Origin of the sequence: Pseudomonas sp. TH37 (genome assembly GCF_016650735.1) — a bacterium.
Classification (GTDB): Bacteria; Pseudomonadota; Gammaproteobacteria; order Pseudomonadales; family Pseudomonadaceae; genus Aquipseudomonas; species Aquipseudomonas farris.
Genome location: NZ_JAEKFD010000001.1, coordinates 811,102 through 831,407, shown reverse-complemented (window position 1 = coordinate 831,407; position 20,306 = coordinate 811,102). Strand labels below are relative to the sequence as shown.

The window sequence follows — 20,306 nt, the reverse complement described above, 5'->3', positions numbered from 1 at the left end:
TTTCAGACACTGAAGACCCTTGTGGGAGCCGGGCTTGCCCGCGATGGCGGATTCAAATTCAACAGAGATGTTGACTGATCCACCGCTATCGCGGGCAAGCCCGCTCCCACAGGTAATGTGTTGTTTCGGTATTTGTGTATCAGGCCTCCAGGCCAAGAATGTCTCGGGCCACCGCTTCGGCAATCCGAATGCCATCGACACCCGCCGACAAAATCCCGCCCGCATAACCCGCGCCTTCACCGGCCGGGAACAAGCCTTTCACGTTCAAACTCTGCATCGACTCGTTACGGGTAATCCGCAGCGGCGATGACGTGCGCGTCTCGATCCCGGTCAACACGGCGTCGTGCAACGAGTAGCCACGAATCTGCTTCTCGAACGCCGGCAAGGCTTCGCGAATCGCTTCGATGGCGAACGCCGGCAAAGCCAGGGCCAAATCACCCAAGGCGACACCCGGTTTGTAGGACGGCTCGACGCTGCCCAATTCAGTGGATGGCTTGCCTGCGATGAAGTCGCCAACCAGTTGCGCCGGCGCTTCGTAATTGCTGCCGCCCAGCACAAAGGCGTGGGATTCCAGGCGTTCCTGCAACTCGATGCCAGCCAACGGGCCACCTGGATAATCGACTTCCGGGGTGATCCCGACGACGATCCCGGAGTTGGCGTTGCGCTCGTTACGCGAGTACTGGCTCATGCCGTTGGTGACCACGCGGTTCGGCTCGGAAGTCGCCGCCACCACGGTGCCGCCCGGGCACATGCAGAAGCTGTAGACCGAACGACCGTTGCTGGCGTGGTGCACCAGTTTGTAGTCGGCAGCGCCGAGTTTCGGGTGCCCGGCGTATTTGCCCAGGCGCGCGCGGTCGATCAGCGATTGTGGGTGCTCGATGCGGAAACCCACCGAGAACGGCTTGGCCTCCATGTACACGCCACGGCCGTGGAGCATGCGGAAGGTGTCCCGGGCGCTGTGGCCGAGGGCCAGAATCACGTGTTTCGAATGGATCTGCTCGCCGCCATTGAGCTCGACACCGACCAGTTGGCCGTCCTCGATCAACACATCGGTGACGCGCTGCTGGAAGCGCACTTCGCCGCCCATGGCGCGAATCTGCTCACGCATGTTTTCGACTACACCGGTCAGACGGAACGTACCGATGTGCGGTTTGCTGACGTAGAGGATTTCTTCCGGCGCGCCGGCCTTGACGAACTCGTGCAAGACTTTGCGACCGATGAATTTCGGGTCTTTGATCTGGCTGTAGAGCTTGCCGTCGGAGAACGTCCCCGCGCCGCCTTCACCGAATTGCACGTTGGACTCGGGGTTGAGCACGCTTTTACGCCACAGGCCCCAGGTGTCCTTGGTGCGCTGACGCACTTCGGTGCCGCGTTCGAGGATGATCGGCTTGAAGCCCATCTGCGCCAGCAGCAGGCCGGCGAAGATTCCGCACGGGCCGAAACCCACGACGACAGGACGTTGCTCAAGATCAGCCGGCGCCTGGCCGACCACTTTGTAGCTGACATCCGGCGCCACGTTGACGTTACGGTCATCGGCGAATGTGTGCAGCACCGACGCCTCATCGCGAACGTTAAGGTCGATGGTGTAGATGAAGCACAGTTCGGAGGACTTTTTGCGCGCATCGTAGCTGCGCTTGAACAAGGTGAAATCGAGCAGGTCATCACTGGCGATGCCCAGGCGCTGCACGATGGCAGGGCGCAGGTCTTCTTCGGGATGGTCGATCGGCAGCTTGAGTTCGGTGATTCGTAACATGACGGGATCCGGTTCGCGGGGCGCACAACTGCGCCAAGGCGTTTGAAGCCCGCGATTATAAGCCTCAAAGGATGATTCCCGTGAGGCAAAAACGATCAGTCGTTACGCGATCCGCCAAAATACCCACAGCCGCGTTGCACCTGGCCATCGATGCGCAGCTCGGCGCTCATGTGCTGCACGCTGCCGGTGCTGCTGTCGACACAACGTTGCGGCGCGACCCAGAGCTCGATGCGCTGATTATTGGCTTCGGTGCTGAGGTTGAAGCGGCCGTCGCCCAGTTGCTCTTCAACGTACGGCAGGGCCAAGGGCGGCTGGCCGGCGCGGTCGATGACCATGCCTTTGCCACTGACTTTGACGTTCCATTCAGGGCCATGGCCGGCGGCGCGCAGAGTCAGCTGTTTGAAATTGGGATCGTCGCACGCTGTGCCCGAGCGTTCGACTCGGTACAGCTGCTCCAGATCGAGCCGGCTATCGGCACCACCGGCAACGATCCGGCCACGCACGTCGGCAAACAACTTGCCTTGGTCGTCGGCCAGGGCCGCGGCCTCTTGCAGGACGCTGGTGCCGCCGGTGTCGTTGACCACATAACTGCGCTGCTCATTGCACGGCTGGAACAGCAACTTGCCGTCGGCCGCCGTCAACTGGCCCTGCATGCGGGTCTGGCCCACATGGGAAGCACTTTCGCGCGGGCCATCAAGCAACTGGCAGGCGGCGAACAGCGGAAGCAGGGCAACAAGCACTAAGGAACGGGCAACACGCATCTTTGAGTCTCCTGACAAGTGTCGCCACGTTACTTAGCCTGACCGCTCATCACAACCCTGCAATGTCCTCGCGTTCCTACGGGTCGTGTTTGGTTTAGCCGACGCGGTAAGTCTGACCGGTCTGTAAGCCTTCCACGCTTTTGGCGTAGGCCAGCGCTACTTCGGCGGCGGGAACCGGTTTGAAACCACGAAAGTACGGGGCGTAGCTGCCCATTGCTTCGACTAGCACATTCGGGCTGACCGAGTTGATGCGCAAGCCGCGCGGCAGTTCGATCGCCGCTGCACGGACGAAGCTGTCCAGGGCGCCGTTGACCATGGAGGCCGAGCTGCCGGTACGAATCGGATCGTGGCTGAGGATGCCGGTGGTGAAGGTGAATGACGCACCATCATTGGCGAATTCCCGGCCGATCAGCAGCAAGTTGACCTGGCCCATCAGCTTGTCCCGCAAGCCGAGCTCGAAGTCTTGTTCGGTCATAGTCGCCAGCGGCACGAAGTTGACGCTGCCAGCGGCGCAGATCAGGGCATCAAAGTTGCCGGTCTGTTGGAACAATTTGCGGATCGAGGCGCTGTCACTGATGTCGACCTGGAACTCACCGCTTTTACGGCCGATACGGATGATTTCGTGGCGCTGGGACAGTTCATGGTCAATCGCCGAGCCGACGGTGCCAGAGGCGCCAATCAAAAGAATTTTCATCGTGCTGTACCTGAATGGGTTGGATTTAAACTTAAGTTTAGAGTGGTTTTTTCCATTGATAAGCGGGCTAATAGGCAACCTTTGGTTTTCAAATGGAAACAATCCCATGAGCGAAATGGACGACTTGGCGGCATTCGCGGTGTTGATCGAGGCGGGCAGTTTCACCTTGGCCGCCCAGCAACTGGGTTGCAGCAAAGGGCAACTCTCCAAACGCATCAGCCTGCTGGAAACGCGGTTTGCTGTGGTGTTGCTGCAACGCACCACGCGCCGCTTGAGCCTGACGGCAGCGGGTGCGGCGCTGTTGCCGCAAGCCCAGGCGCTGGTGATTCAAGTCGAGCGGGCGCGTCAGGCTTTGGCGCGGTTGAAAGACGACATGGCCGGCCCGGTGCGGATGACGGTTCCGGTTTCACTGGGGGAAACCTTCTTTGACGGCGCGCTGCTGGAGTTTTCCCGGCAGTACCCCGAGGTGCAGATCGAACTGGAGCTCAACAATAACTACCGTGACCTGTCCCGGGACGGTTTCGACCTGGCGATCCGCTCGGAAGTGGCTAACGACGAACGCCTGGTCGCCCGTCCGCTGTTGGCCTGGCACGAGATGACCTGCGCCAGTCCTGCGTACCTTGAGCGATTCGGCGAACCACTGACGCCTCAGGCACTGGCGGAACACCGCTGCCTGCTCAACAGCCATTACAGCGGCCGGGAAGAATGGCTCTATCACCAACAGCACGAGTTACTGCGGGTGCGAGTGTCGGGGCCGTTTGCCAGCAACCATTACAACCTCTTGAAGAAAGCCGCGCTGGCAGATGCGGGCATTGCACGTTTGCCGTCGTACTTGCTGCAAGAGGAATTGGCTGACGGGCGTTTGCGCTGGCTCCTGCGCGATTATCAGACCCGCAGCATGCCGATGTACCTGGTGCACCCGTATCAAGGTGGTTTGCCGAAGCGCACCCAAGTGCTGGCGGATCATCTGATGGGTTGGTTCAAGCGCAGTGGCGAGGCATTGGATCGGCTTCAACGATGACGTCTCACCACGCAACCCCCTGTGGGAGCGAGCTTCTGTGGCGAGGGGGCTTGCCCCCGTTGGGTCGCGAAGCGGCCCCAAAAGCTTTGCGACTGCTTCGCAGCCGAACGGGGGCAAGCCCCCTCGCCACAGAAGCTCGCTCACACAGTGGGGCTTCATTGTCTGGAGTTCTGAGGTAGGGATTAGCGGGCGTAACGTCGGGCAATCAGATGATCAATCGACAACTTGCCCGGTCCGGTCGCCATCAAGTACAGCAACACCGCCGCCCAGGTGCCGTGAGTCGGATAGGCATCGGGATATACAAACAGCTGAATAGTCAGCGTCATACCCAGCAGTGCCAGCGCCGAAAAACGTGTGGCGAAGCCGATCAGAATCAGCACCGGAAAGAAATGCTCGGCGAAGGCCGCCAGGTGCGCCGCCAGTTCCGGGGAGAGCAGCGGCAGGTGATATTCGCTCTGGAACAACGGAATAGTCGAGTCCGCCAGCCTTGGTACGCCGAGTTGAAAGGTACCGTCGATCAAGTCGATGGCCAGGCCTTCCACCTTGGTTTGCCCTGACTTCCAGAACACCGCGGCAATGGAAAAGCGCGCGATAAAGGAGATCAGGCTGTGGGGGATTTTTTCCAGCAGCGCGATGACGCGGGCGATGGGGTTCCAATGGGTGTTCATGGCGATACCTGATTGTGGTGTAAATGGGTAATGACGTTGTAGCTGATGAGCAGCGCCAGGGTTTGGCTGAGGTCGAAGGCGGGCTCTGTCTCTAACGCTTGGGTCAGGGATTGGCCGTTTTGCAGGTGCTGAATGAAGATGCTGGCGCCGTGGTCGATGGCAAAGACCTCAACCTCCAGACCATTGCGCAACACCAGCGCGTTTTGCCCGTGGTCGAGGTCGATTCCGGCCAGCGTCGCGTCCTGTTGATGCGCGGCCCAGATCGCAACCACGGCAAAAGCTGAAGTCAGCAGATTCAGGGAGGGATGAAACCCCACCGTCAGCTCGCTCAGCGCCTGCGGGTCCGATAGCGCGGCGGCGATCTGCTCATGGCGCAAGGGCTGTGCATCGGCGGCGTGATAGGCCTGAACGCGCAACCGCTCCAGCCGCGCCATGTCGGCCAGATAAGGCACGCTGGCTGCCGGTTCAAAGCTATCGATGAACTCGGCGAAGTCCTTGCCGTAGTCGTTGATGAGTGGGCCTTGAGGCGGGCAACGCTGCACATACAACCCCGCCATCGCCCGGAAAAAATCATCACCGACTAACTGCAAAAGCACTGGGTAGCTATCCGCCAATGCGTTGATCAGCGAGCTCTGCACATTGTTGCGATACACCGCGAAACGGCTGGCCGGATCGGCGCCGTTGGCACTGAACAAGCCGTCAGGGCAGGGCCGTTGCGGATCGAGCAGGGCGGCGGCAAACGCGGCTTGAGTGCTCATGATCGGCCCCGCGCGCAATGCAGCAACTCGTCAGCCTGGCGGGCTTCGGCGTGCAGCACGCTGAAGGCCGGTAATTGGTTGTCGCGTTCGATCAACGTGGCAATCGGGCCAACTCGATCCAGCACCTGCCTGTACAGCGCCCATACCGCGTTATCGATGGGTGCACCGTGATCGTCGATCAGCAGACGGTCGCCGAGGCTGTCGGTGTCTTCGGCAAACCCGGCCAGATGAATCTCTCCCACCGCCTGCAGCGGCAGCGCGTCGATATAGGTCAGCGGATCTCTTTGGTGATTGATGCAGGAGACGTAGACGTTGTTGACGTCCAGCAGCAGGCCGCAGCCAGTGCGGCGAATGACTTCGCTGATGAAATCAGCCTCATCCATGGTCGAGCGCTGGAACGCCAGATACGTCGCCGGGTTCTCCAGCAGCATCGGACGTTTGAGGTTGCTCTGCACCTGATCGATATGCTCGCAGACGCGGTTCAGCGTCGGCGCATCGTAGGCTAGGGGCAGCAGGTCATTGAGGAATACCGGGCCATGGCTGGACCAGGCCAGATGTTCGGAAAAGGACTGGGGTTGATAGCGTTCGATCAGCGCGGCAAGTCTTTGCAGGTGCTGATTATCCAGCGGACCTTCGGCACCAATGGACAGGCCGACGCCGTGTAGCGATAGCGGATATTGCTCGCGGATCAACCCCAGAAAATGATGAAACGGGCCGCCGGCCACCATGTAGTTTTCGGCGTGGACTTCGAAGAAACCGATGTCCGGTTGTGCACCGTGCACTTCACGAAAGTGCTCGGTCTTGAGCCCCAGCCCGGAGCGGGGCGGGAGCCCGGAAGATGAATGGTTCATGGTCGACACTCAGGCTGGGTTCTGATTACGACTTGGCTTTGTAGGCTTCCATCTGGCCGAAACCGGTTGGCGAGGTTTTGCTCATCGTGGTGGTGCAGGTGCCCTTAGGGACGAGTTTCCAGGCATTGGCCTGGTAGTCGGTTTTTGCAGTGCCGGCGCAAGTGGTGCCAGCGCCTGCGGCGCAATCGTTGTGACCTTTCATGGCCACGCCGAAGCATTTTTCCATGTTGTCGTCAGCGGCATGGGCAGTGGAGACAGCGGCGATGCTCAGGGCAGAACCGAGGGCCAGAACCAGGGCGGTGGCGGACAGGGTGCGGGTGGTAGCAGTCATGATGTTTCTCCGAAATTGAGCTTGGATTGGCAAGCGTTTGTGCTTGCTTACTGCTCTAGAGAAACGACAGGGCGATGCGTTACAGCTCACCCCAAAACTTTTTCAGTAATTCTCAAAACACACGAATTCCCTGTGGGAGCGAGCCTGCTCGCGATAGCGGTAGATCAGCCAACATCTCTGTGAAGGTGAAAACGCCTTCGCGAGCAGGCTCGCTCCCACAGGGGATTTTCATCGTTGCTGAGTTTGTGGCAGGCATAAAAAAACGGCCGGGAGGGCCGTTTTTTTGTTTACCGCTAAGGCTCAACCACCCAAATACGCTTCGCGCACTTTCGGGTCGGTCAACAGCGCTTCACCTGTCCCTGTCATCACTACACGGCCGTTTTCCAGCACGTAGGCACGGTCGGCGATTTTCAGGGCCTGGTTGGCGTTTTGCTCAACCAGAAACACCGTTACACCGTCCTTGCGCAGCTGTTCGATGATGTCGAAGATCTGCTGGATGATGATCGGTGCCAGGCCCAGCGATGGCTCGTCGAGCAGCAACAGCTTGGGCTTGCTCATCAGCGCACGGCCGATGGCGAGCATTTGCTGTTCGCCGCCAGACATGGTGCCGCCGCGTTGGGCGAAGCGTTCTTTCAGGCGTGGGAAAAGTCCGAGGACCTTGTCCATCTGTTCCTGGTAATCGCCCTTGTCGGTGAAGAATCCGCCCATGGCGAGGTTCTCTTCCACGGTCAGACGGGCAAACACCCGACGACCTTCCGGAACCACGGCGATGCTTTTACGCATGATGTGCGACGAGTCCTGGCCGACGAGCTCTTCGCCCATGTAGCGGATGCTGCCGCTGTGGGCTTGCGGCGAACCGCAGAGGGTCATCAGCAGGGTCGACTTGCCGGCACCGTTGGCGCCGATCAGGGTCACGATCTCGCCCTGGCGGACTTCGACGTTGACGCTGTGCAGCGCCTGGATCTTGCCGTAGAAGGTGGAAACGTTTTCGAACTGCAGCATTTACGCTTCCCCCAGGTAGGCTTTGATCACTTCAGGATTGTCGCGGATCTGTTCCGGCGTGCCGTCGGCCAGGGGCGTGCCCTGGTTGATCACGACGATGTGGTCGGAAATGCTCATGACCAGTTTCATGTCGTGTTCGATCAACAGTACGGTGACGTTGTGCTCTTCACGCAGCATGCTGATCAGCGCTTTGAGGTCTTCGGTTTCCTTCGGGTTCAGACCGGCTGCCGGTTCGTCGAGCATGAGGATCCGCGGACGGGTCATCATGCAGCGAGCGATTTCCAAACGACGTTGCTGACCGTAGGCCAGGGTGCCGGCCGGACGGTTGGCGAACTCCTTGAGGTTGACCTTGTCCAGCCAGTACTCGGCGAACTCCATGGCTTCACGTTCGCTTTTGCGAAAGCCCGGCGTCTTGAACAGACCGGCCAGGAAGTTGGTGTTCAAGTGACGGTGCTGGGCGATCAAGAGGTTCTCGACCGCGGTCATGTCCTTGAACAGCCGCACGTTCTGGAAGGTGCGCACCACACCTTTGAGGGCGATCTTGTGGCCAGGCAGGCCTTCGATTGGCTCGCCGTCCAGCAGGATGCTGCCGCCGCTCGGTTTGTAGAAACCGGTCAGGCAGTTGAACACGGTGGTCTTGCCGGCGCCGTTGGGGCCGATCAATGCCACCACCTGTTTTTCTTTCACGCTCAGGGCTACGCCGTTGACCGCCAGCAAGCCGCCGAAGCGCATGCTCAAGTTGTCTACTTTAAGGATCTCACGGCTCATTTGCGCAGCTCCATGTGGGGGCGTTGCATCGGCAGCAGACCTTGAGGACGCCAGATCATCATCAGCACCATCAAGGCGCCGAACATCAACATGCGGTATTCACTGAACTCACGCATCATTTCCGGCAACAGGATCATCACCGTGGCGGCGAGTACGACGCCCAGTTGCGAGCCCATGCCGCCCAGCACCACGATGGCGAGGATGGTCGCCGATTCGATGAAGGTGAAGGACTCCGGTGTCACCAGGCCTTGGCGCGCGGCGAAGAAGCTACCGGCGAAACCGGCGAACGCAGCACCGAGGGTGAAGGCCGACAGCTTGATGACCGTAGGATTGAGACCCAATGCACGGCAGGCGATTTCGTCTTCACGCAACGCTTCCCAGGCACGGCCCAAGGGCATGCGCAGCAGACGGTTGATGACGAACAGGGCGAACAGCGACAACAACACCGCGATCAGGTAAAGGAAGATCACCTTGTTTACCGGGTTGTAGGTCAGGCCGAAGTACTCGTGGAAGGTCTGCAGTCCGTCTGCGGCAGTTCTATCGAAGGTCAGTCCGAAAAGCGTTGGCTTGGGAATGTTGCTGATGCCGTTCGGGCCGCCGGTGAGGTCGGTCAGGTTACGCAGGAACAGACGGATGATTTCACCGAAACCCAGGGTCACGATCGCCAGGTAGTCACCGCGCAAACGCAGTACCGGGAAACCGAGCAGGAAGCCAAACGTGGCCGCCATCATCCCGGCGATCGGCAGGCAGATCCAGAAGCTCAGGCCGTAGTAGTGCGACAGCAGCGCGTAGCTGTAGGCGCCCACGGCGTAGAAGCCGACGTAACCGAGGTCGAGCAGGCCAGCCAGGCCGACCACGATGTTCAGGCCCAGGCCGAGCATCACGTAGATCAGCACCAGGGTGGCGATGTCCACCGCCCCGCGGGAGCCGAAGAACGGCCAGACCAGAGAACCGATGATCAACGCGATGATGATCCAGCGCTGGGTGGTCGGCAGGGTCAGGAAGGTACTGGCCTTGGCCGGCATCACCGGCAGGTTGGGCGAGGCTTTCCAGGCCGAACTGATCTGCTGGTCGAACAGCACCCGCAGAAACATCAGCACCGAGCACACGGCGATGGTGATCAGCGTTGCAGTGCTGGTGCCATGGACTTCGAGGTTGATGCCGACAATGGTCAGTTTCAGACCGAGTACCGGGTAGGCAACAGCCCACACCAGTAAGGCGCTGAACAACGCCTGTTTAAGATTCCTAGTCATACTTTCTCAACCTCCGGACGGCCCAACAGGCCGGTTGGCCGGAACAACAACACCAGGACCAATAGACCGAACGCCACGACGTCCTTGTATTGGTCGCCGAAGATATCGGCACCAAAGGCTTCCGCCACCCCAAGCACCAGCCCGCCGAGCATTGCGCCGGGGATGCTGCCGATACCGCCCAATACTGCTGCGGTGAAGGCCTTGAGACCGACCAGGAAACCGGCGTTCGGGTTGATCACGCCGTATTGCATGCTCAGCAGCACGGCCGCGATGGCCGCCAGTGCCGCACCGATGACGAAGGTCAGGGCGATGATGTTGTTGGTGTTGATACCCAGGAGGTTGGCCATCTTGATGTCTTCGGCACAGGCGCGGCAGGCGCGGCCCAGGCGAGAACGGGAGATGAACAGCGTCAGGCCGAGCATGGCGACCAGGGTCACCACGAACACCACGATCTGCATGTAGGAAATCAGCACTTCATGTGCGCCACCTGGCCCGATGGCGAAGTTGCCAGGGATCAGGTTGGAGATGGATTTGTCCTTGGAGTCTTGCGCCAGCAGAACCGTGTTCTGCAGGAAGATCGACATGCCGATGGCGGAAATCAGCGGGATCAGACGGTTGCTGCCACGCAGGGGGCGGTAGGCGATCCGTTCGATGCTGTAACCGTAGGCACTGGTAACGACGATGGTCGCGATGAAAGCCGCGGTCATCAAGAGCGGGACACTGTCGAGTCCCATCATGGCCAGCCCGGCGATGGCGATGAACGCCACGTAAGAGCCGATCATGTACACCTCGCCGTGGGCGAAGTTGATCATTCCAATGATGCCGTAAACCATCGTATAGCCGATGGCGATCAGGGCATATGTGCTGCCAACGGTCAGACCGTTAACCAGCTGTTGGAAGAAGTGATAGATGTCAGGCATTACAGCGCTCCTAAAAACCTGATACGCATTTCACTGGTGGAGTCATTTTCCCGCTCGAGCCCCGTGGATCTGCATCCACTTCGAATTCGAGGTTTGCCAGCGAACCGCTGATGACGGTTTTGAGATTTTCAGGTGGGGAGACTGGCGGATCACGCCAGCGCGGCCCAATACGTTCGTAAAACAAAGCCCACGGCACGCCGTGGGCTTTATTGGCAGTCAGTCAGGCCAAGGCCTTACTGAGGCGAAACTTCAGTTTTAGGTTTGCCGAAGTGCCACTGGTAAACCACGAATTTGAAGTCCTTCAGGTCGCCCTTTTCGTCGAAAGACAGATCGCCGGTCGGGGTTTTGAACGTGCCTTTGTGGATAGCTTCAGCGACTTTGGCAGTGTCTTCGCTCTTCGCGGCCTTGATGCCTTCGGCGATGACTTGCACAGCCGAGTAGGCCGGGAACACGAACGGACCGCTCGGGTCTTCTTTCTTGGCTTTGAACGCGTCAGCCAGGGCAATGTTGGCCGGATCCTGGTCGAAGGATTTCGGCAGGGTCACCAGCAGGCCTTCGGAAGCTTCCTTGGCGATCTGCGAAATGGAGTCGTTACCCACGCCTTCCGGACCCATGAACTTGGCTTTCAGGCCTTTTTCCTGGGATTGACGCAGGATCAGACCCAGCTCTGGGTGGTAGCCGCCGTAGTAGACGAAGTCGACGTTGGCTTGCTTGAGCTTGGAGACCATCGAAGAGAAGTCTTTGTCGCCGGCGTTGATGCCTTCGAACACGGCAACCTTGACGCCTTTGGCTTCCAGAGTTTTCTTCACGGCGCTGGCGATGCCTTCACCGTATTGCTGTTTGTCGTGCAGAACAGCAACGATTTTCGGTTTTACGAAGTCAGCAATGTAGTTACCGGCTGCAGGGCCCTGGGCGCTGTCCAGACCGATAGTGCGGAAGATCATTTTGTAACCACGGGTGGTGATGTCCGGGCTGGTGGCAGCCGGAGTGATCATGATCACGCCTTCGTCTTCGTAGATGTCCGAAGCCGGTTGAGTGGAGCTGGAGCACAGGTGACCGACCACGAACTTGACGCCGTCGTTGACGACTTTGTTCGCAACAGCAACCGCTTGTTTTGGATCGCAGGCATCGTCGTATTCAACGGCTTCGAGTTTCTTGCCGTCGACGCCGCCCTTGGCGTTGATTTGTTCGATGGCCATTTTGGAGCCACTGAACTGCATGTCGCCGTATTGGGCTACAGGGCCGGTTTTAGGGCCGGCGATACCGATCTTGATGGTGTCAGCGGCGAACGAATGGCTGGCAACCCCGGCCAGAACCATAGCGGCAAACAGTTTTGAAATCTGCTTAGTAGCCTTAGTCATAGTGCTCCACTCTTACTGTTGTAGTTTTTATAGTCCTGGCGCCGTAGCAGCAGAACCGGGTCAGATATCGTTGATATCCTCCGGAAAATGCCCCCGGCAACTGTACCGGTACAGTGTAGAGCGCCGATTGTTAGCCTGGGAAGCTGGCGCCAGGGGGCAAAACCTGAGGGTGTCGCTTTATTGAAAGAAAAAGACAGAATCACGGCGGGATGTTAGCTGGCTAATACTTGATTCAGCAGCATTCCTTGGCTTTCCTACGTTTTTCAATCGGTAACGCAATTGCATCCGGGTTTTTCTGGCGCAATACCGACGTTATCATTCACGTCGATTTTCTTTGCGGACAGAAACCCATGACTCAAGAACCTAGCACCCTCTATGCCAAGCTGCTTGGTGAGACCGCATCTATTTCCTGGAAAGAGTTGGAGCCGTTCTTCGCCAGGGGTGCCCTATTGTGGGTCGATCCAGGCCTGGATTTGATCGCTGCAGCAGAAGCAGTGGCAACCGATGAAGGCGAGAAAGTCGCTGCCTGGCTGGCCGCCGACAAGGTCGCCAAGCTGTCTGAAACGCGGGCGCTGGATCTTTTCGAACGCGATCCGGAGCTTTGGGCGGTGGTGGTTTCGCCGTGGATTCTGATCCAGGAAAGGGCGACGAGCTGAGCGCTTGCACTTATTTGGTGCGTGGCTTTGTCGGTTAAAAGTGTGTAGCCGAGTAGCGTGATGGCATGTTGCCGTAGAGAAAGGCCACAGAAGGGTCTTGGCAAGGGTGACGTAAACGTAACGGGAACAGTTTATTGAGCAGCCGATTGGCTGCTTAATTGTTTCTGAATGTTGGAAAAAAGATCAAAAGATCAGATCAAAAGATCGCAGCCTTCGGCAGCTCCTACAAAGGCGCGCTGCGATGTCATGTGAACCGCAGCCCGTAGGAGCTGCCGAAGGCTGCGATCTTTTCGGGCTTGGCTCAAGCTGTCTTGCCGGTATGATTATTAAGCGAAATAACCTTGGTCTTGCCAATCCGGTGACGGTAAATCTCGCGCAGATACTTGATCGCCTTCTTCACGCAATCCCGGGACAAACGAATGTCATTGATCGAGACAAACTTGTCTTTGTCGTTGATCAGCTCGCGGTACTTCTTCTCGTACATCGGTTTGATCGCGTACCAGTTGGTATCGAGGATTTTCGCCGGGTTTTCGAATTCGTTGAGCAGTTCGTTGATGCGGTCTTCGTCGAAGTCTTCATTGATGATGAAGTCCAGGATCGAGTTGTCCAGCGTCTCGTCGAAGCGGTACGGGTTTTTCGCAAAACAGCGCTTGATGAAGGCCACGATCAGGGTCAAAAAGTCGTCCGACAGACACGGGCTCTTGGCGATCAATGTAGTCAGCGACAAGTTGGCCGACGCGCCGATCACCAGCGCATAACGCTTGAGCGTGGTGTTGGGGAACAGGCTGTTGAGGTGGGTCTTCAACCGGTTCAGGTCCATGTAGGACAGCTTGTAGTCTTTGGGCAGCGAAACAATCGACACCACCGACGAGCAATTCTTGAAGAAGTGCAGGTCGTGCAACGCAGCCGCGTCATAGCCTGAATTCTTGTACTGCTCAAGCGAGGCGCGATAGCGCTTGGACTCGATCGGCAACAGGCTGATGCCTTCGATCGCCTGGGTGACCTTGTTGAAGTGCGGCAGGTCGATGGAGCGGAAGAACAGGTCGTCGATGTTCAGGCGCTGCGGCTCTTTCTCGAACACCTTGAACTTGTCGCTGCTCGGCGGTGGAGTTTCCGGCACCACGGACTCGGCGTAGGCAATCGCCACCGGGCCGGCCAGGCTCATGAACAGGTCGTTGGCGTCCAGGCGAATGGTTTCGCCGATGTCGATGCCGGCGCGACGGAAATAGTTCTGGTCGTAGTCGGTGGTCACCGCCTGCGCTGTCAGAATGTTGAAGATCTGCTGTGAGATGTACTGGTTGGCGTGCTTTTCCATGGCATTGACATCAATGTTCTGGATATTGCCGTCATCGCTTTCTTCGGCATAACGCATGATGTCGTTAGAGATCAGCATCATCGCGTTCCATGGGCGAATACGGCCCATGACGCTGGCTTCGCTGCTGTCTTCGTTGGCGAAGTTGTAGGAGAAGTCCCACTCTTCCGACAGGTATTTACACAGCAGGCGACCGGCGTTGATGTGCAGCGCCTCGGACATTTCGCTGCGGTGATCGGAAATGTTCGGCAGTACGCAAATACCGCTGGTGAAGATCGGCTCGAAGACGAAGGAGTGACCGCTCTTGCTGTCGTGCTCGTCCATCGGCTTGGTGTCGAACGTCTTGTTCATGTACGAGTGCTGCTGGGCCAGGCCGAACTCCGAGGCCATGCCCGAACCGGTACCGCCGCCCGCGCTGAAGATCGAGAAATACAGGCGCGACTGGTTGGCCTTGATCCCGCAGCTGTCGATCAGGTACGAGTGAATCATCTTCCAGTCAGGGCTGGAGAACCGCTGGGTGTCCTTGTTCAGGATGATCTTGGCCAGGTACTGGCCGAGGATCGGCGCGTTACCGGCGCCACCGGCGTGGACTTCCGACAAGTCCATGATTTTCATTTTGCTGTAGTCGCGCAAAAAGCCGCTTTTTTCGCCTTTGCGCGAGAAGCGGATGCGACCGGCGATGTCTTTGTCCAGGTCGCCGAGCATCACCAGAGGTTCGACCAGAAACACCGGTTTGCTGGCCTTGTTCGGCCCCAGGCGCAGGTTATTGCGAATCCATTGCGCTGGGCTGTAGCCCTTTTCGGCGTAGCGTTTATCCGGCGACAGACGGTCTTCGTTGTTGAATTCGTTGAGGTAGAACTTGCGGGCGTTGTACACAAGCTCCGCCACGTCCAGCGCGATGTTCGAACCACAACGGCCCAGGCCGATCAGGCACACCGACGGGAATTCCTGATCGCTGTGCTGTTCGTTGTCGCCTTCCAGGTGCGGTGGGCGCGGGAACACCAGGTCGCGCAGGCCGTCGAGGTTGTCGAGGATGCGGTCGGTATTGGTTTCGGTGAAATACAGGTATTGCTGAGTCGCCAGCGGACGTGACGGGCTCAATGGCTTCGACGATGAGGGGCTGTTCGCCGCGGGGCTCAGGGTCAGGTCGGATACCGCGGTGGCCGGGTTATTTTTAGAAGTCATTGTGCGCCATATACCTGGACTGGTTGGCTCGGCGACAAGTGTCATCGAGTCATCACGGAATGGGATCTCGCGTCTTTTCTCGCTGCGCGAATGTGGCCCAAGCATCAGGGCCTGGGCCTGAGCATCGCTCGGGGGAATCCTTTCCTTAATCATGATGAATCGGCCAATATTCGATGATCTTTAATCAAAAGGGGGCTAAATGATGGCAACGTTGCCTGCGCTGGGGTTTGCCGGAATCGGTCTGATGGGCTTGCCGATGTGCCGACGCCTGTTGGCGGCGGGTTATCCGCTGACGGTGTGGAACCGCAACCCGGCCAAGTGCGCAGCACTGGTCGAGGCCGGCGCGCGGCAAGTGGCGACACCGGCCGAACTGTGTCAGCACGCGGACCTGGTGATGCTGTGTCTGGCCGATACCGCGGTTGTCCGCGAGGTAGTGTTTGGCCCGGCAGGCATTGCCGAGGGGGCGAAAAGCGGACAGTTGCTGGTGGATTTTTCCAGCCTGGAACCCACCGCGATGGGGGAAATGGCGAGCGCATTAGCGAGTAAAACCGGTATGAGTTGGCTCGATGCGCCGGTCTCTGGCGGAGTGGTCGGTGCCGAGGCCGGCAGCCTGGCGATCATGGTCGGGGGCGAAGCGGCAGACCTTGCGCGCGTGCGGCCGGTGTTGTTGACCCTTGGCCAGCGCGTGACCCACATGGGCGCCGTCGGTGCGGGGCAGGTGACCAAGGCCTGCAATCAGATGATCGTCGCCTGCAATGCCTTGGTCATTGCCGAAGTAGTAGCCCTGGCCGAGCGTTCCGGGGTCGACGCCCGCCTGATCGCCGAGGCGCTGGCCGGTGGTTTCGCCGATTCAAAACCGTTGCAGATTCTCGCGCCGCAAATGGCCGAAAGCCGTTTCGAGCCGGTGAAATGGCACGTGCGCACGCTGCTCAAGGACCTCGACACTGCCGTGAAATTCTCCCGTGAACAAGGCTCGGCCACGCCGATCAGCGGATTGGCCGCACAACTGATGCGCCTCCATGGGGGGCAGGGGTTCCTGGAAAAGGATCCGTCGACGCTAGTGCAGTTATACCGCGAGCCAGACTCAAAGGATTGACGGTGTGCGCGTGCTTGCGCTGGTTGATTTCGGCCAGCACCGGACGCAACTCGGCCAGCGGCACCGGACGGCTGAGCAGGTAGCCCTGAACGAAATCGCAGCCATGGCGTTCGAGAAAATCGTATTGCTCGAAGGTTTCGACGCCTTCGGTAACGACCTGCAAATGCAGGGTATGCGCCATGACGATAATGGCCTGGACGATCTCCATGTCCTGGGTAGCCTTGGGGATGTCCTGAATGAACGAGCGGTCGATCTTCAACGTGTTTAATGGCAGGCGCCTGAGGTAGGCCAGGGATGAATAGCCGGTGCCGAAGTCATCGATCGACAACGAGACCCCGAGGGCGCGAATCTGCCGCAGCAACACCAGGGTGTTGCTGATATTGCCCATCAGCGCATTCTCGGTGACTTCCAGTTCCAGTCGGTGTGGCGCCACCCCGAAGGCGTGCAAGGCGTGTTCGATTTCATCGGCCAGTTCTTCTCGCGCCAGGTTCAGGGGCGAGCAATTCACCGCGATTCGGAGTTCTTCGCAGTCGTGCCGGGACAGCTCGCCCAAGTCTTCGCAGGCCTTGCGCAGCACCCAGTTGTCCAGATCGGCGATCAGGCCATTGGCTTCGGCGATGGCGATGAACCGATCTGGCGTGAGCAATCCGTGAACCGGGTGCTGCCAGCGAATCAGCGCTTCAAGTTTGGTGACCTGGCCGATTCTCAGGTCATAGATCGGCTGGTAATACAGCATCAACCCGATGTTTTCGCGCAGGGCGTGACGCAGTTCCTCTTCGAGTTGTAACTCCAGGGTGGCGCGGGTTTTCAGGTTTGAACTGAAAAAGTGCAGGGCGTTACGACCGCAGTCCTTGGACTGATACAGCGCCAGGTCGGCGTTTTTCAGCAATTCTTCACAGGTCTTGCCGTCTTCCGGAAACAGGCTGATGCCGATGCTGGTGGTCATGACCATACGCCGTCCGGACAACTCGATGGGCTCCTTCATTTTCAGCATGATGCGTTGAGCCATTTGCCGCGCTTCTTCAAGGTCGTACAGAGTGATGAGGATGCAGAATTCATCGCCTCCAAAGCGCGCCACCACGTCTTCGTGACTGCGCACCGAGGCCTTGATGTGGCCGGCCAGGACTTTGAGCAATTCGTCGCCAGCGTCATGGCCGAGGCTGTCATTGATCCGCTTGAAGTGGTCGATGTCGAGGAACATCACCGCCAGCATGCCGCCTTCGTTGGTTTTCTCGATGAGTTTCTCGGCGAAGATCTGGTTGAAGCCCCGGCGGTTGATCAGGTTGGTCAAGGGGTCGTAATGCGCCACCTGTTGCAGCGACATGCGTGCCTGATCCAGTTGACTGAGCAGGGCGTTGACCCGCTGCAGGTCATGCTCTTTGTGTTGCAGTTTCTTGTCCGCCCATGCAGCGCTGATGCCGCTGCCGATGATCAGCAGCGTCATGACCGCTACCGTCAGCCCCAATTGCAGGTGATTGTTGTCGCTGGGCAGGGGCTCAAGGCTGCCAGCGGGCAGCACTAGGCTGAACGCCGCCATGCCGGTGAAATGCATGCTGAAGATGCCGGCTCCGAGCACCAGGCTGGCGGTGTATTTGAGCAATTGATGAAACACGCCGGCGCCATCGCGCAGGTGACTGGAAATCAACAGGGCGGCCAGGCTGGCACCGATGGCGATCACGATGGAAAGCACGAACAGCACGGGTTGGTAGTAGGCCATCGCATTCGAGCGCAGGGCGGCCATACCCACGTAATGCATGGTTGCGATGCCCAGGCCGATCCACACTGCGGCTCGCAGGTATTGCCAGAAATTCAACTGAGGATGGCTGAGGGTGTGCATGGCCAGCCATGAGGCGGTCAGGGCGAACAACAGCGAGAGCAGGGTCGTGGGCAGGTGGTAATGGATTTCGATCGGCGCCTGGAACGCCAGCATGCTGATGAAATGCATGGCCCAGATACCGCCTGCCAGACACCCGGCACCGACCCAGCGCCAGAGTCGTTGGGAGGCGGATTTTTCCACATGGCCGACCCGCTCGGTCATGTCCAGCGTGGCGAAGCCGGCCACGCAAGCCACCAGATAGGCCAGCAGCACCAGAAAAGGGTTATGGGTGCAATCGAGTATGACCTGCCCGCTCTCCGGTAGCCCGGTCATGAAATGCAAACCAAGCCACTCCATAGCATTGCCCCATCTCTGAATCATCCTGCGCCATGTACGCTGGCGAATGCTTGCAGTATAGAGGCCTTGCATGGAGCGCAAGGGGTGGTGGCCTATTAATGCCAATGTTTTTGGAATGGCTTTTAGAACGATTGGAAATAAATTGTTTCATGGCCCGCATTGGTGGCCATGGAGGGGTATCAGGATTACGAATAATTACAGACAGCACTGGCGGGCCTGACTAGATTGACGGCTCCGGGCTCGAATGCGTTGGCAGTGAAGCCCCAATAACAATAAAGAGACGGACCCATGCAGAACTCGACCCAAGCGGCGAATGCCTGGCGCATTCTGTTCCTGCTGTTCCTCGCCAACCTGTTCAACTTCTTCGATCGCACCATCCCGGCCATCATCATCGAGCCGATCCGCATGGAGTGGCACCTCAGCGACTTTCAACTGGGGATCATCGGGACCGCATTCACCATTGTTTACGCCATTGCCGGCCTGCCCCTGGGGCGATTGGCCGATACCGGTTCGCGAAGCAAATTGATGGGCTGGGGTCTGGCGGCGTGGAGTGGGCTGACCGCGGTCAACGGGCTGGTGGGCAGTTTCTGGAGTTTCCTGATCGTGCGCATGGGCATCGGCATCGGTGAAGCCAGTTACGCGCCGGCCGCCAACTCGCTGATCGGCGATTTGTTCCCGGCTCATCGTCGGGCTCGGGCCATGGGCATTTTCATGCTCGGTTTGCCGTTGGGCCTGTTGCTGGCGTTCTTCACCATCGGCTGGATGGTCAAGGCGTTCGACAGCTGGCGCGCGCCGTTCTTCATCGCTGCGGTGCCGGGGCTGATCCTGGCGGTCTTCATGTTCTTCATAAAAGAGCCGAAACGCGGCGCAGCGGAAAGCGTGCAAGTGTCTCAGGAGCGCGTGGACCGGCCGATCCGTCGAGTGCTGGCGGTGCCGACTTTCCTGTGGCTGGTGATGGCGGGGCTGTGCTTCAACTTCGCGACCTATGCCTGCAACTCGTTTCTGGTGCCGATGCTGCAGCGCTATTTCCTGATGCCGTTGCAGGACGCAGCAGTGGCGACCGGGGTGATCGTTGGGGTGACCGGGTTGTTCGGCCTGACGCTCGGCGGCTGGATCGCCGACAAGATTCACCAGCGCGTGGCCAATGGTCGGCTGCTGTTCGCGGCATTCAGTCTGATCATTTCGACCGTGTGCACGGCTTGGGCGCTGCATGCCGGACGGATCGAGATCGGGGTATTTGTCGCGGTGTTCAGCCTGGGGTGGTTGTTTGCCTACAACTTCTATACCTGTGTGTACACGGCGATCCAGGACGTGGTCGAACCGCGCCTGCGAGCCACGGCGATGGCGCTGTTCTTTGCCGGGTTATATCTGCTGGGTGGGGGATTGGGGCCGGTGGTGGTGGGCGGATTGTCGGATCACTTCGCGCACACGGCGATGCTCTCGGCCGGCGCCGAGCAGATGACCGAAGCGTTCAAGGCTGTTGGTTTGCATGACGCGATGTACCTGATTCCGGTGGCGCTGTTCTTTACCATGGTGTTTCTGTTTTTGGCCTCGCGGTGTTTTGTTAGGGATGCCAAGCGGATGAAGGAAGGGTTGGTGGCGGTGGTTGAGCCTGTGGGTTCTGCGGCGACTGCCTAATCGCCATCGCGGGCAAGCCCGCTCCCACAGTAAATTTGGTTGCTGATAGATTTCATATTCAACACCAATCCCTGTGGGAGCGGGCTTGCCCGCGATGAGGCCATC

18 protein-coding genes are annotated in these 20,306 nt (G+C 58.9%); 4 read left to right on the top strand and 14 right to left on the bottom strand.

Annotated elements, in window-relative coordinates:
- Positions 1-139: 139 nt before the first annotated feature.
- From JFU11_RS03920 to JFU11_RS03910, 3 genes are all read right to left on the bottom strand, one after another.
- Complete coding sequence (locus tag JFU11_RS03920) at positions 140-1,753, bottom strand: NAD(P)/FAD-dependent oxidoreductase (protein WP_052966952.1); 1,614 nt, start codon at positions 1,751-1,753, stop codon at positions 140-142.
- A 95-nt stretch (positions 1,754-1,848) separates the two neighbouring features.
- Entirely contained in the window at positions 1,849-2,514 is a 666-nt protein-coding gene (locus tag JFU11_RS03915) for a hypothetical protein (RefSeq protein WP_123719775.1), read from the bottom strand.
- 94 nt (positions 2,515-2,608) lie between these two features.
- Positions 2,609-3,208, bottom strand: a complete 600-nt coding sequence (locus tag JFU11_RS03910; protein WP_038979242.1) for a short chain dehydrogenase — start codon at positions 3,206-3,208, stop codon at positions 2,609-2,611.
- 106 nt (positions 3,209-3,314) lie between these two features.
- Between JFU11_RS03910 and JFU11_RS03905 the strand changes: the two genes are divergently transcribed.
- Positions 3,315-4,229, top strand: coding sequence for a LysR family transcriptional regulator (locus tag JFU11_RS03905; protein WP_123719774.1), 915 nt, complete (start codon positions 3,315-3,317; stop codon positions 4,227-4,229).
- A gap of 182 nt (positions 4,230-4,411) precedes the next feature.
- On the opposite strand, the gene JFU11_RS03900 is transcribed toward JFU11_RS03905, so the two are convergent.
- The 9 genes from JFU11_RS03900 to JFU11_RS03860 form a co-directional block, all read right to left on the bottom strand.
- A complete protein-coding gene (locus tag JFU11_RS03900) occupies positions 4,412-4,897 on the bottom strand; it encodes a DoxX family protein (protein WP_123719773.1) in 486 nt (161 codons plus the stop codon).
- Complete coding sequence (locus tag JFU11_RS03895; protein WP_201059835.1) at positions 4,894-5,655, bottom strand: DNA-binding domain-containing protein; 762 nt, start codon at positions 5,653-5,655, stop codon at positions 4,894-4,896. The genes JFU11_RS03900 and JFU11_RS03895 overlap by 4 nt, the downstream gene beginning before the upstream one ends.
- Positions 5,652-6,506 carry a DUF692 domain-containing protein gene (locus tag JFU11_RS03890; RefSeq protein WP_123719772.1) on the bottom strand — a complete coding sequence of 285 codons (855 nt, stop codon included), beginning with the start codon at positions 6,504-6,506 and terminating at the stop codon, positions 5,652-5,654. The genes JFU11_RS03895 and JFU11_RS03890 overlap by 4 nt, the downstream gene beginning before the upstream one ends.
- Before the next feature lie 25 nt (positions 6,507-6,531).
- On the bottom strand, positions 6,532-6,837 hold the full coding sequence (locus tag JFU11_RS03885) for a DUF2282 domain-containing protein (protein ID WP_201059833.1): 306 nt from the start codon (positions 6,835-6,837) through the stop codon (positions 6,532-6,534).
- 300 nt (positions 6,838-7,137) lie between these two features.
- Positions 7,138-7,839, bottom strand: coding sequence for an ABC transporter ATP-binding protein (locus tag JFU11_RS03880; protein ID WP_007906649.1), 702 nt, complete (start codon positions 7,837-7,839; stop codon positions 7,138-7,140).
- Positions 7,840-8,607: a high-affinity branched-chain amino acid ABC transporter ATP-binding protein LivG gene (gene livG / locus JFU11_RS03875; protein ID WP_123719770.1), complete on the bottom strand. Its 768-nt coding sequence runs from the start codon at positions 8,605-8,607 to the stop codon at positions 7,840-7,842. It lies immediately after the preceding gene.
- Positions 8,604-9,860, bottom strand: coding sequence for a high-affinity branched-chain amino acid ABC transporter permease LivM (locus JFU11_RS03870; protein ID WP_201059831.1), 1,257 nt, complete (start codon positions 9,858-9,860; stop codon positions 8,604-8,606). The genes livG and JFU11_RS03870 overlap by 4 nt, the downstream gene beginning before the upstream one ends.
- The gene (livH, locus tag JFU11_RS03865) at positions 9,857-10,780 is read right to left on the bottom strand and encodes a high-affinity branched-chain amino acid ABC transporter permease LivH (protein ID WP_030128345.1); all 924 of its coding nucleotides are present in this window, start codon (positions 10,778-10,780) and stop codon (positions 9,857-9,859) included. Before livH ends, JFU11_RS03870 begins: the two co-directional genes overlap by 4 nt.
- A gap of 233 nt (positions 10,781-11,013) precedes the next feature.
- Complete coding sequence (locus JFU11_RS03860; protein ID WP_123719768.1) at positions 11,014-12,141, bottom strand: branched-chain amino acid ABC transporter substrate-binding protein; 1,128 nt, start codon at positions 12,139-12,141, stop codon at positions 11,014-11,016.
- A 350-nt stretch (positions 12,142-12,491) separates the two neighbouring features.
- Between JFU11_RS03860 and JFU11_RS03855 the strand changes: the two genes are divergently transcribed.
- Positions 12,492-12,797: a DUF2288 domain-containing protein gene (locus JFU11_RS03855; protein ID WP_038979251.1), complete on the top strand. Its 306-nt coding sequence runs from the start codon at positions 12,492-12,494 to the stop codon at positions 12,795-12,797.
- 301 nt (positions 12,798-13,098) lie between these two features.
- Here JFU11_RS03855 and JFU11_RS03850 read toward each other — a convergent pair whose 3' ends face one another.
- A complete protein-coding gene (locus JFU11_RS03850; protein WP_123719767.1) occupies positions 13,099-15,294 on the bottom strand; it encodes a hypothetical protein in 2,196 nt (731 codons plus the stop codon).
- Positions 15,295-15,493: 199 nt separating this feature from the next.
- On the opposite strand from JFU11_RS03850, the gene JFU11_RS03845 reads away from it, so the two are divergent.
- Entirely contained in the window at positions 15,494-16,390 is an 897-nt protein-coding gene (locus tag JFU11_RS03845) for an NAD(P)-dependent oxidoreductase (protein ID WP_201121223.1), read from the top strand.
- Here the strand turns inward: JFU11_RS03845 and JFU11_RS03840 are convergent.
- Positions 16,281-18,563 carry a bifunctional diguanylate cyclase/phosphodiesterase gene (locus JFU11_RS03840; protein ID WP_123719765.1) on the bottom strand — a complete coding sequence of 761 codons (2,283 nt, stop codon included), beginning with the start codon at positions 18,561-18,563 and terminating at the stop codon, positions 16,281-16,283. The two genes, JFU11_RS03845 and JFU11_RS03840, sit on opposite strands and share 110 nt — an antisense overlap.
- A gap of 288 nt (positions 18,564-18,851) precedes the next feature.
- Between JFU11_RS03840 and JFU11_RS03835 the strand changes: the two genes are divergently transcribed.
- Positions 18,852-20,201, top strand: coding sequence for an MFS transporter (locus JFU11_RS03835; protein ID WP_038979255.1), 1,350 nt, complete (start codon positions 18,852-18,854; stop codon positions 20,199-20,201).
- The last annotated feature ends 105 nt before the right edge of the window (positions 20,202-20,306 follow it).

Excerpts from the sequence above, each read along its gene's own strand:
- livH (WP_030128345.1), bottom strand. The coding sequence starts at position 10,780 with ATGCCTGACATCTATCACTTCTTCCAACAGCTGGTTAACGGTCTGACC.
- JFU11_RS03905 (WP_123719774.1), top strand. The coding sequence starts at position 3,315 with ATGAGCGAAATGGACGACTTGGCGGCATTCGCGGTGTTGATCGAGGCG.
- JFU11_RS03920 (WP_052966952.1), bottom strand. The coding sequence starts at position 1,753 with ATGTTACGAATCACCGAACTCAAGCTGCCGATCGACCATCCCGAAGAA.
- JFU11_RS03910 (WP_038979242.1), bottom strand. The coding sequence starts at position 3,208 with ATGAAAATTCTTTTGATTGGCGCCTCTGGCACCGTCGGCTCGGCGATT.
- JFU11_RS03835 (WP_038979255.1), top strand. The coding sequence starts at position 18,852 with ATGCAGAACTCGACCCAAGCGGCGAATGCCTGGCGCATTCTGTTCCTG.
- JFU11_RS03845 (WP_201121223.1), top strand. The coding sequence starts at position 15,494 with ATGATGGCAACGTTGCCTGCGCTGGGGTTTGCCGGAATCGGTCTGATG.
- JFU11_RS03870 (WP_201059831.1), bottom strand. The coding sequence starts at position 9,860 with ATGACTAGGAATCTTAAACAGGCGTTGTTCAGCGCCTTACTGGTGTGG.
- JFU11_RS03840 (WP_123719765.1), bottom strand. The coding sequence starts at position 18,563 with ATGGAGTGGCTTGGTTTGCATTTCATGACCGGGCTACCGGAGAGCGGG.
- JFU11_RS03895 (WP_201059835.1), bottom strand. The coding sequence starts at position 5,655 with ATGAGCACTCAAGCCGCGTTTGCCGCCGCCCTGCTCGATCCGCAACGG.
- JFU11_RS03850 (WP_123719767.1), bottom strand. The coding sequence starts at position 15,294 with ATGACTTCTAAAAATAACCCGGCCACCGCGGTATCCGACCTGACCCTG.
- JFU11_RS03880 (WP_007906649.1), bottom strand. The coding sequence starts at position 7,839 with ATGCTGCAGTTCGAAAACGTTTCCACCTTCTACGGCAAGATCCAGGCG.
- JFU11_RS03915 (WP_123719775.1), bottom strand. The coding sequence starts at position 2,514 with ATGCGTGTTGCCCGTTCCTTAGTGCTTGTTGCCCTGCTTCCGCTGTTC.
- livG (WP_123719770.1), bottom strand. The coding sequence starts at position 8,607 with ATGAGCCGTGAGATCCTTAAAGTAGACAACTTGAGCATGCGCTTCGGC.
- JFU11_RS03900 (WP_123719773.1), bottom strand. The coding sequence starts at position 4,897 with ATGAACACCCATTGGAACCCCATCGCCCGCGTCATCGCGCTGCTGGAA.
- JFU11_RS03855 (WP_038979251.1), top strand. The coding sequence starts at position 12,492 with ATGACTCAAGAACCTAGCACCCTCTATGCCAAGCTGCTTGGTGAGACC.
- JFU11_RS03885 (WP_201059833.1), bottom strand. The coding sequence starts at position 6,837 with ATGACTGCTACCACCCGCACCCTGTCCGCCACCGCCCTGGTTCTGGCC.
- JFU11_RS03890 (WP_123719772.1), bottom strand. The coding sequence starts at position 6,506 with ATGAACCATTCATCTTCCGGGCTCCCGCCCCGCTCCGGGCTGGGGCTC.
- JFU11_RS03860 (WP_123719768.1), bottom strand. The coding sequence starts at position 12,141 with ATGACTAAGGCTACTAAGCAGATTTCAAAACTGTTTGCCGCTATGGTT.